Genomic DNA, 10,668 nt, shown 5'->3' with positions numbered 1-10,668 from the left:
AACCACATAGAATGTTCTACTGGGGAATAGCATGATTAATAAATTTCTTCCAACACTTGAAAAATTCCAACTGACAGAACAACAATATATTGAGTATTTTCATGCCAAAGGTGAAAAAGACATACTCGCCAAAGTCATCTCAAATATGCGTGGAACCGCAGAAATTCAGGCTTCTCAGGGCGTTGATGCGTGGTTAGGCTATGGCGTCTATTTGCCTGCAATTGAACGTATTTTTGCACTACACCAAGGGGAAAGCGAAGCTGAGTTTTATGACCGTACTCAATATCCAGCCGATGTTGTCAATGCATATACCCTTTCGAATCATGAGATTGCCACACTCATTGCTGCAGATAAATACAATCGCATTCATCAGCACAGCGTAGCAGTGAATACATCATTATGGCCTTTAAATGATGAAGGCCTAAGTATCGACTTGCTCGATTTTCCCAATCGACTCAAAGCAAAAATTTAAACTGATGCGATATAGCATTTAATAAGGTTGACGAATGATCGATCTATAAATCTCGTATATTCTTTTTTCGTTCAAACAACTGTCTAAATGAAGAAACGAGATTTATAGCTGATTTTTATTAATAAACAAATCACTTACAGATTTTGAAATTCATGAATATTCAGTTCATTCATTTCTCCGCGCCAAATCCATTTCAATTTTGATTCCAAAAACACATCTCCCTCAAACCACACAAAAAGACCTTCCATCATTTTCGGCCAGTCTTCTTTGGTCACAATCGTGCGCCCTGAAATAACCGCCAAAATCGCAGCTAAAATCGTGTCATGACTGACCGCAAGGCTCAAACCATAAGGGTTGTTCGGATGCGTGTTATATATAAGCTCCAATACATCTACGACGCCATGAATCGGATGCTTCATACCGGGTAAGGCATTATTAACAAAGCTATTAATAAATCCTAGAGCACCTTGACGCTGAAAATAAGGCCCAGCTTGCTTAATATCCAAAACAAAACTGCCTGGCTCAACCAATAAACCTTGTTCGATAATTTCAATACGGTGGGTATTTGGCTCAAGGGTTTGTCCATCTGCCCCTTGAATCATTAGCGCAGCGGTATCAATACAACGTTGAATTGGGCTAGAAATACAGTGTTGTATCACTCGATCCGTATTATCGATCAGATAGGAACCCCATGCCTGTGCCAAATCGCGCCCTTGATGCGTCAACTGTAAATCATAGCCTGCAAGCCCCTGACCCGTAACAACTTCACGAATGGAATGACGTGTAAACAACGTCACTGGCGTTTTTGCATCTGGCAATAAATCGATTGCCTTCAACATACTAGGCGGGAGTAACTCTAAGGCCATAATCACTAGCAACTCAATAATTCAAAAAACACTATAGCACGCTCAGTTTTTAGCTCAAGCCGACGAAGGCATTAGTTCAAGTGCTTGTAATGCCAGTTTTTTCATATCGTTATTTCGATATGCAATAAAACCGCCATTCAATAAACTCAATCTTTGGTTATATACGAATGGTCGTCCCTGAAAATCAACCAAACCACCACCGATTCGCTCTAATAAACACTGTCCAGCACTGGTATCCCACTCACTCGTTGGGTGAAAGCGCGGGTAAATATCGACTCGGTCTTCTAACACCATGCAGAACTTATATGCACTCCCTGCGCGATACTCTTGAATAGGCGTAAGTTTTTCCAACTGCTCTAAATATACTTGATACTGCGGCTTACTCTGACTACTTTGACTTAAGCCGACTTGAACAGCACTGTGGTTTTCAACTGGAGCATATTCAGACCATACGTCTTTTTCCATATTGTATTTTAACGGCTGACCGTGTAGTGGACAGAAGTAAACTTGCTGTTCACAAGGAATAGCCAACACCGCAAAAGTTGTATGCGCACCCTCGATAAGACTGAGATTGATAGTGAATTCTGGACGTTGATGCAAAAATTCTTTCGTACCATCTAAGGGATCAAGCATCCAAAAAGACTGCCACTGCTGTCTATGCACATGCTGCCCTTCTTCAGAAAGAACAGGCAAATGAGGAAAGGCTTTGTTTAAAGCATCGGTAATAAATTGATTGACACGATAGTCAGCTTGCGTGACAGGTGAATGATCGGATTTTCGTTCAACTGTAAAATCACCACCTGCAACATAAGCTTGATACTCCTCTCGCAAAATCTCGCACGCTTGAGTCACAATCGGTACAAGTTGCAATATCAGTGCATCTTGAGGTGCAGTTGTGGGCTTAAACATGAGACCGCCTTTTTATTCATTAAGTTATAGATCGAGAAGTTCATCTATTGGGATAGCAGCATTCTCATCGCCTTGTATTCAACGGTATGCTGTCACCTCAAAGTGAGAACACGTGAACACTTTTTTCAACACTGCCTTAAAAATATTATACGCCTAAGACACTCAGGAAATATCACTCAATTCCAATTCTTCTTTTGACTTTGGGTTGAGTAGTCCAATCAACCTGACTTTACCTTTACCCACACCTTAAATATTGAGACCAGAGAAAGTCACAAGCTGACCGTTTCTAATTTGTGCTTACTCTTAATTTCTTTTCAGCTTTATACATCCAAGTGATTACTTTAGGAAAAATCATCGCGCAAAAAAATCCCACGCATGGGAGCGTGGGATATAAAACAAGAAAAGCTACAGCGCTTTAATTTCGAGTATAGTATAAACCTGTATTTCAAATACATCAATTAAAAAAATGCGGTATCCCTGCAGTTTTTTTAAATTACTTTACAGCGACTCATTTTTATCTGAACACTTCACTTCTAATTGATACTCATCCTGCGTCACTTTGATCTTAATCTTTTGATACTTTCTTTTATTCGGATCCATAGCCGAACTAGCGACTTCATGCAAAAACTTTCGGTCATTCATAAGCTCGCTATATGCTTTATAACCAATCAAAATCTTTTCAGGATTTTTATTTTTGGAAATTAATTCTTTTAGAATATCGTCTAGTTCATTTGCAGTAACAATTGACATATCGAAGCAACTCAAAATAAAAAAGATTATCCATAAATAATATGATCAAAAGATGTCAGAAATCATCTTTCTCACTATTTTCATTTCAATAGAAAAATAAAAGCCCGATCAGTATGAAAACAAATCGGGCTTTTTGTCTGTAATCACTCAGACCAGAAAGTTATTATAATAAAAAACCTGTTTACCTCTCTCCAAATAAACAGGCTTAACTGCACAAACATCATCTAATCATTATATTTTCATTGCTTTATGTCACACACTCTACAGCTCAAATATTTCAAATAAATGAAACCTTAAGGTTTTTTAACACAATAGATCTCTTGCGAAAGTCATTATTGCAAGTTTATCCGGTTTACGAGTGCAGCAATTAAGTTAATGCGTAAACCGAATCTTTTCCGTCTATTTCGATAGCGTTCACTTAATATTCTAAATGTTTTCAATTGACTATTAATGTGTTCGATCACAACTCGTATTTTTCCAATCATTTTATTGTACCTTTTCTCAACATCAAATAAGGGTAAATTCTTCTTTTTCTTTATTGGCATCAATAATTTAAAGCCATCTTGCTCTAATCCGTAGTACCCTAAATCGGTCATAACATATTCACAATGTTTGAATTTCTTAACCGTTTTTCTTGCCAATTTAATATCATGCTGACTGCCATTCGATATATCTAGCCCTATGATTTGTTTGCTGTTCGGATGATAGATCACTTGTGCTTTTAGCGTATGTTTCTTCTTTTTACCACTGTAGAACTTACTCTGATTTTTTTTTCGGACGTTCTATTGAACATTCTGTCGCATCAATAATGACCCAGTTAAAGTGTTCGTCTGCTGTGGTAATGCTTCGTTTTGGCAGAGTAAAACGTCTTGATTTCATCAATGCATCTTCAACCTTTTTAATGGTTCGATTCACATTACTTTCAGCGATATGGTAATTTGCCGCTAATTCCAGTTGAGTGCTGTAGTTCCGTAAGTAATTGAGAGTTAATAACAACTGATCCTCTATATCTAAAGTATGAGGACGACCTGATTTCTTTTTGAGTGATTCTGCTTTTTCTAAAACCTCTACCATTTCAGTAAAAACTTGTCGAGGTACGCCAACCAAGCGTTTGAATTCAGAATCTGAAAAACGATTTAATTTCTGATATCTCATGAAATTTATATTGAGGTGGTTTTTACTTTCGCAAGAGATCTATTTCAATACTTAATCATCATTACGTAAAAAGGTTAACTCATATTCATCATGCGTAATTTTAATCTTGATATTACGATAAGTCCGCTTATTTGGATCTAAAGATGAACTCATTACATTTTCTGCAAATTTTTTATTCGACATAAACTTTGCATAGAGCATATAACCAATACGGATTTTTTTAATGGCCTTTTTCTTACCTTTTGCTTCATATTTATCCAAGGTTTCATCTAAAAAATCTAAATTTAATTCACTCATCCATTCCTCTCTATTTTATTCTCATTCGCCACATCTTTTTTAACCGATTCTTGTGTAAATAACCAGCAAAACCACTTTTTTTTATTTTCATTTTTGTCAGAAAACTTACGTTTATCGCATTAATCCGCTAAATACAGCCAACCTTTCTCCACCAGCTGAAGTGGTTTAAATTTAGCTTCAAACATAAAAACCACCCTCAGGTGGTGTTAATGGTATCAATATAAAATGAACATTTGATGAAATAGACATGAGAGCCGAATAGCTAAGTAGTACTGAAAAGCTGACAAAACCAATGATGCTGTCCGTTGTAATCCATGGCTGATTTAGGTCAGCAGCAACAGTGGAGATTTTCCATAATAATGACAGCGCTAGGCGCTCTCATCGGATGTTTACAAAAACTCTTCCTTCTCCATAAGGTGAATCATTTCTTATGCTGAAGTTCAATATTGTTGTGGATCAATGTGCGATTAACACATCTTATATACTCTTACTTAAAAAATTGAGATCCCGTATTCTTCAATTTTTGACAATGGGCTATGCAAATCCGTCATCTTATGCAGCTATACGCTATAATTACGCCATATTTGCATAAAGCAAAACTGCTAAATCTGTTGTTAACTGTTTTCTATCGCGATTGCTGAACTTTGAAACATTGGAGATTTTTTGAGTGGAAAAGCCAATTATCATTTTTGATATGGACGGTACATTACTGGATCTTGCCTATGATGATTTTATTTGGAATCATCAGCTTCCTATCCGTTATGCTGAACAACACCAGTGCTCTTTAGAACAAAGTACTCAAGCGCTGTTTCAGTTTTATCAAGCCCATAATCACACACTCAATTGGTATTCTACACGCTTTTGGACAGCCAAAGTCGGCGTAGATACACTCGCCTTACAGCAGGAATTTAAGCATAAAGTTAGCCTACGTGAAGGCTGTCTTGAACTTCTCGACTATTTAAAAAGTAACGGCTACCCTTGCTGGCTTGCCACTAATGCTGACTGCGAGGGACTCAAGTTCAAACTCGAACACACGAAACTGGCCTCATATTTTGATGTCATTATTAGCAGTGAAACTCTCGGCCACGCCAAGGAATTTACTGAGTTCTGGCAACGTCTCCATGAACGCCATCCTTTTGCAGCCACACAGTGTTACTTTATCGATGACACTGAAAAAGTACTAAAGGGTGCTGAAAGTTATGGTATTCAAAGCCTATTTACCATTGCTCAACCCTCATCACTAGGTCAAAGCAAGACATCCAGCCCTTATCCGATCTTAAATCAGCTCACCGATTTAATTCCTTATTTAGAGCAAGCTGAGGTCACGGCCAGATATGCGTAAATCCACTTTAGCGGAAGATGCTGTAGGCATGCGCATTGACAAATGGTTATGGGCAGCACGCTTTTTTAAAACGCGCTCCATTGCCAAAAATGCAATTGAGGGGGGCAAAGTTCACCACAATGGCGAACGTGTCAAAGTGTCGAGAGAAGTTCGGGTTGGAATGGAACTCACCATACAACAAGGTATTGACAAGAAAACCGTAGTGATCAAAGAACTCTCTGACGTGCGTGGCCCCGCTCCTGTTGCACAAAAATTATATGAAGAAACTGAAGTCAGTATTACACGACGGGAATTGATTGCAAGCCAAAGAAAGTTGCATAATCTAGCTCGACCTGATCATCGTCCAAGTAAAAAAGACCGACGCGATATCAGTAAGTTTAGACAAGAAAATGATCAACAATTTGACCAATATTGGTCTTATAATGATGATGAATGACATGCGTCATATTGTGTCGCACACGATCTGACTTTTATAGAAGATACAGACTAAATCTGTCACTATACTGAGCATATTCAGTAAATATCCGTGACATCGTTTTGAGGTTGTAAGATGGATGATAATAAAAGCAAGGCGCTCAATGCTGCGCTAAGCCAAATTGAAAAGCAGTTTGGTAAAAACACAGTAATGCGTCTTGGCGATAACACCGTACAAGCTGTTGAAGCGGTATCAACGGGTTCTTTGACACTTGATATTGCTCTAGGCATTGGCGGCTTACCGAAAGGTCGTATCGTTGAGATTTATGGTCCTGAATCTTCAGGTAAAACAACCATGACTTTACAAGCGATTGCCGAATGTCAAAAAGCAGGTGGTACATGTGCATTTATCGATGCAGAACACGCTTTAGACCCACAGTATGCGCGTAAACTTGGCGTAGATATTGACAATCTCTTGGTTTCTCAGCCGGACCATGGTGAACAAGCACTTGAAATTGCAGACATGCTAGTTCGCTCTGGTGCTATTGACCTCATCGTTGTCGACTCTGTTGCAGCATTGACACCACGTGCTGAAATTGAAGGTGAAATGGGCGACTCACACATGGGTCTCCAAGCACGTTTAATGAGCCAAGCATTACGTAAAATTACAGGTAATGCAAAACGCTCAAACTGTATGGTGATTTTCATTAACCAAATTCGTATGAAAATTGGTGTAATGTTTGGTAGCCCTGAAACCACGACTGGTGGTAATGCGTTGAAATTCTATGCGTCTGTGCGTTTAGACATTCGTCGCGTAGGTCAGGTCAAAGAAGGCGATGAAATCGTTGGTTCTGAAACCAAAGTAAAAGTTGTCAAAAACAAAATGGCACCTCCATTCCGTGAAGCGCTCTTCCAAATTTTATATGGTAAAGGCGTCAACCACTTGGGCGAACTCGTAGACTTAGCTGTTCAACAAGAAATCGTACAAAAAGCAGGTGCTTGGTATTCATACCAAGGTGACAAAATCGGTCAAGGTAAAAACAATGTGATCCGTCACCTTGAAGAAAACCCTCAGTTGGCTGAAACCATTGAGAAAATCATTCGAGAAAAACTACTGACGACTGCAAACGCTGCGCCTGTAGAAGAGAATGAAGAAGAGCCAGACTTTTTAGATGCTTAATTAAAAGTATCGAAAAAGATTAAATGTTATTACACGACATTTAGGCTTACACTAAGAACGCCCTACGGGGCGTTTTGTTTATTCAGATCTACTTCATACCCAATTATGCCTAATTCAAAATTTCCCAAACTCCTTGACTACGATGCTCTCAAACAACAATTTGGCGAGGAAGAATCCCCTGCTACTCAATACTGCCACACGCAGGTAACACAAGAAACTGATGATGCTTTAGATTTTGATGAAGAGAATCAGCCCAAACCCACAGGTTTAACAGGTTCCCGTCTACGCTCTTATGCCTTTGCTGTATTAACACGTAAGGAATATTCAAAAGCAGAATTGATTGAAAAACTGGCTACATGGGCGATGCACCGTGAAGAAGTGATTACACTGGTTGAAGAGCTTTCAGCACAAAACTATCAGAGTGATCAACGCGTAGCTGAGATCATGCTATCGAGCCAAAAGCGTAAAGGCAAAGGTCCTAATCGCATTAAAATGGCGCTAAAAACCAAAAAGATTGACACTGGTTTAATTTTAGAAGAATTGAAAGAAACGGATTGGGTCGAACAAGCCTATCAACTCAAAGTTAGAAAGTATGGAACTGAGGTCGCAACAGATCCAAAACTAAAAGCCAAACAAATCCGTTTTTTAATGTACCGTGGCTTTGAAATGGACGCGATTATGAAAGCCATTTCGAGAAAAATTGAAGATTAAACGGCTATTTACCTGCACTGGCCCACACATGATTGATCTGTCATCTAGCTATATCAAGAAAACGTAAACAAGCTTATCAGCTATTAAACCTTAAATACTAAAATCTAATTTACTGCAGCTCATAAGCTGACCAAGTAATGCCTAAGTTACCTTTATGTAGTGTCATCTTATAACCACCATCAACATTTGTATTATAGTAGTCACCAGATCTCACTTTGACACACTGTACCGCACCATCAGACATTCGTACATCTAAATAATAATGCGAAAGCGAATGACGACGCGCGCCTACTCTCCAAACACCCTCGCTCTTCTCCTTATTTACGACCTGCACATCTTGAGAACTTAAAATACTATTATCATTTATGCTATTCACAATACGCACCAAACTCGCAGAATAAATACCAACAACAGGTATAGCAAGTGCGATCACCATGATCATTTGCCGCTTCATTTTCTGAGCAAACTTCTTTTTAAATACAATAGGCTTTGTTGCACAAACCTAGCCTATAAGGTTTATTCAGTCCTATAATTTCAAAATGAATAAACCTACTCCTAAAACTTATCGTACAACCAACTGGTCTTCCTATAATCGCGCTCTCATTAATCGGGGCAACATTTCCATTTGGTTTGATCCAAACACTCAGTGGTATGCACAACCACAAAACAAGCAAGGTCGAAATCAAACTTACTCCGATACGGCTATTCAATGCTGTTTAATGATCAAATCTTTATTTAGACTCTCTTTACGCATGGTCACAGGTTTTGTTCAAAGTCTGATTAAACTTTGTGGATTAAATTGGACCGCACCAGATTACAGTACGCTTTGTCGAAGACAAAAACATATTGATATTGCGATTAGCTATCAAAAAAGTAGTGATGGGCTACATCTACTCGTCGACTCAACTGGCTTAAAGTTTCTAGGTGAAGGTGAGTGGAAACGTAAGAAACATGGACCTGAATATCGTCGCCAATGGCGTAAGCTTCATATTGGCATCGATGCTGAAACCTTGCAAATACGTGCAGTACAGCTTACTACAAATAATGTGAGCGATTCGCAAGTACTCGGTGATTTACTTGCTCAAATTCCCTTAGATGAACGAATTGATTCGGTCTATACCGATGGTGCTTATGACACGAAGCACTGCAGACAAGTCATTCTAGATCGAGATGCACATGCGCTCATTCCGCCAAGAAAAAATGCAAAACCATGGAAAGATCAGAAATTGAGATCTTTAGAGCGGAATGAGTTACTGAAAACAGTTAAACGTTTAGGAAGAACGCTTTGGAAAAAATGGTCTGGTTATCATCGTCGAAGTTTAGTTGAAACCAAGATGCATTGCATCAAACTATTAGGTGATAAATTAACAGCAAGGAGTTTTTCTAGTCAGGTGAATGAGATTCATGCACGCATAGCCGTATTGAACAAATTTACAGAATTAGGTCGTCCTCATACCCAAGTTGTCACTTGAATTCTGTTCAAATGAGCAGAGTGTTATCTTTTAAATCTTTGTGCAACAAAGCCAATACAATATATAGAGAAGATAATAGAAAGCTCATGCATATCAATGAATAAAATAAAAAAGCTAAATCGTAATGCTGGATAATACCCCTAAGAAATAAATAATTGCATACAAGCATAATCAGAAAAGACAGCACTTCTGTAGAGATTTTAGCCTTTTGCATATAAATAATATAAAAATTATGATGCTTTGGATAACTAAGGTATAGATAAACCAAAGCCATACCATGAAATAAAAGATCTGACCAATCAAATATAGGGGCTAAAAAGAAAATAATAACCGTCAATACATCTAAAATTTTTCTAAATCTTAATGCATATTTTAAATATTTTTGTTGCTGTTCACTGGAAATATTTTTTGTATGTTCTTGTATAAAATTTTGTTCTTGCTCTCGTTTATTAACAACCTCAATATCTTCAAAATGTGCCATGAACATATTACAAATTCTTTTATATGACTCAAAATCTGAACTAATATTAACGATTTGATGATGCTGATCAATCAGTAGCAAACGACTTCTTTTTCTAAAAGATAAAATTTCATAGCCTTTTATTTCACTATAGAGCACTTTTTTAACAGTGAAAACTTTACGATAGAGAAGATGATCTTCATTAAAAACAATTTCGGTATTTATGCTTTCAAGCAACAAATAAAAAATGCAGAATAAAACACAGAGACAAGATACAACAAAGCCTATGGCAATATAATTTAAAAAACCATTTGAAATAAAATATAGAATTGAGAAATAGATAAAAATAGTGGTAATTGCAAAAAATAGAAGAAAAAGCAGAATACTTTTCACTTTCTCAGAGGATTCAATACTTACAACTAGACCTGCATCAATGCCATAGTAGTCTTTCATTTTTATTCTTTTTATTTATAAAACTGGTGGCAACCCTACCAGCAAGACTTCGGCACATCATATTTCTACTACCGTTGCTACCTTCCGGTCCTGGCGGGGTTCGTAGAGTACAATTGCGAAGTAACCGGCAGGGCTACCATTGCAAGAACAGAGTATAGAGATTTTTCCCTAAGTTGCAAGCCTATAA

General features: G+C 37.8%; 13 protein-coding genes and 1 other RNA gene. 6 read left to right on the top strand and 8 right to left on the bottom strand.

Annotated features, from left to right (window positions below):
- Positions 1-31 precede the first annotated feature (31 nt).
- The gene (locus AC4CUZ_RS10900; RefSeq protein ID WP_058869816.1) at positions 32-472 is read left to right on the top strand and encodes a hypothetical protein; all 441 of its coding nucleotides are present in this window, start codon (positions 32-34) and stop codon (positions 470-472) included.
- 134 nt (positions 473-606) lie between these two features.
- Here the strand turns inward: AC4CUZ_RS10900 and AC4CUZ_RS10895 are convergent, their stop codons facing one another.
- The 5 genes from AC4CUZ_RS10895 to AC4CUZ_RS10875 form a co-directional block, all read right to left on the bottom strand.
- The gene (locus AC4CUZ_RS10895; protein WP_078388778.1) at positions 607-1,338 is read right to left on the bottom strand and encodes a histidine phosphatase family protein; all 732 of its coding nucleotides are present in this window, start codon (positions 1,336-1,338) and stop codon (positions 607-609) included.
- A gap of 54 nt (positions 1,339-1,392) precedes the next feature.
- Entirely contained in the window at positions 1,393-2,247 is an 855-nt protein-coding gene (locus AC4CUZ_RS10890) for a 3'(2'),5'-bisphosphate nucleotidase CysQ family protein (protein ID WP_078388777.1), read from the bottom strand.
- Positions 2,248-2,745: 498 nt separating this feature from the next.
- Complete coding sequence (locus tag AC4CUZ_RS10885) at positions 2,746-2,997, bottom strand: hypothetical protein (protein WP_279690765.1); 252 nt, start codon at positions 2,995-2,997, stop codon at positions 2,746-2,748.
- 332 nt (positions 2,998-3,329) lie between these two features.
- Positions 3,330-4,152, bottom strand: a protein-coding gene (locus AC4CUZ_RS10880) for an IS5 family transposase (protein WP_087554504.1) whose coding sequence is annotated in 2 segments (ribosomal slippage) — positions 3,330-3,770 and positions 3,772-4,152 — 822 coding nt in all. Because the reading frame shifts where the segments join, the coding sequence is not laid out codon by codon here.
- 51 nt (positions 4,153-4,203) lie between these two features.
- A complete protein-coding gene (locus AC4CUZ_RS10875) occupies positions 4,204-4,449 on the bottom strand; it encodes a hypothetical protein (RefSeq protein WP_078388776.1) in 246 nt (81 codons plus the stop codon).
- A gap of 667 nt (positions 4,450-5,116) precedes the next feature.
- On the opposite strand from AC4CUZ_RS10875, the gene AC4CUZ_RS10870 reads away from it, so the two are divergent.
- The 4 genes from AC4CUZ_RS10870 (at position 5,117) to AC4CUZ_RS10855 (ending at position 8,096) form a co-directional block, all read left to right on the top strand.
- Positions 5,117-5,791 (top strand): HAD-IA family hydrolase, encoded by a 675-nt coding sequence (locus tag AC4CUZ_RS10870; RefSeq protein WP_078388775.1) that lies wholly within the window; start codon positions 5,117-5,119, stop codon positions 5,789-5,791.
- Complete coding sequence (locus AC4CUZ_RS10865) at positions 5,784-6,227, top strand: RNA-binding S4 domain-containing protein (protein ID WP_004696588.1); 444 nt, start codon at positions 5,784-5,786, stop codon at positions 6,225-6,227. The genes AC4CUZ_RS10870 and AC4CUZ_RS10865 overlap by 8 nt, the downstream gene beginning before the upstream one ends.
- A 114-nt stretch (positions 6,228-6,341) precedes the next feature.
- Positions 6,342-7,385, top strand: coding sequence for a recombinase RecA (gene recA / locus AC4CUZ_RS10860; protein WP_005401034.1), 1,044 nt, complete (start codon positions 6,342-6,344; stop codon positions 7,383-7,385).
- Between the two features lie 105 nt (positions 7,386-7,490).
- Positions 7,491-8,096: a regulatory protein RecX gene (locus AC4CUZ_RS10855; RefSeq protein ID WP_078388774.1), complete on the top strand. Its 606-nt coding sequence runs from the start codon at positions 7,491-7,493 to the stop codon at positions 8,094-8,096.
- Between the two features lie 109 nt (positions 8,097-8,205).
- Here AC4CUZ_RS10855 and AC4CUZ_RS10850 read toward each other — a convergent pair whose 3' ends face one another.
- Positions 8,206-8,538: a hypothetical protein gene (locus AC4CUZ_RS10850; protein ID WP_490747580.1), complete on the bottom strand. Its 333-nt coding sequence runs from the start codon at positions 8,536-8,538 to the stop codon at positions 8,206-8,208.
- Between the two features lie 97 nt (positions 8,539-8,635).
- Between AC4CUZ_RS10850 and AC4CUZ_RS10845 the strand changes: the two genes are divergently transcribed.
- Positions 8,636-9,568: an IS5-like element ISAha2 family transposase gene (locus AC4CUZ_RS10845; protein ID WP_001040037.1), complete on the top strand. Its 933-nt coding sequence runs from the start codon at positions 8,636-8,638 to the stop codon at positions 9,566-9,568.
- 7 nt (positions 9,569-9,575) lie between these two features.
- Here the strand turns inward: AC4CUZ_RS10845 and AC4CUZ_RS10840 are convergent, their stop codons facing one another.
- Positions 9,576-10,481: a hypothetical protein gene (locus AC4CUZ_RS10840; RefSeq protein ID WP_419381159.1), complete on the bottom strand. Its 906-nt coding sequence runs from the start codon at positions 10,479-10,481 to the stop codon at positions 9,576-9,578.
- Between the two features lie 33 nt (positions 10,482-10,514).
- An RNA gene (gene ffs, locus AC4CUZ_RS10835) (signal recognition particle sRNA small type) lies at positions 10,515-10,611 on the bottom strand.
- Positions 10,612-10,668 lie beyond the last annotated feature (57 nt).

Source organism: Acinetobacter sp. 789_lipA, assembly GCF_058242845.1.
This window is presented reverse-complemented; position numbering and strand designations above follow the sequence as displayed.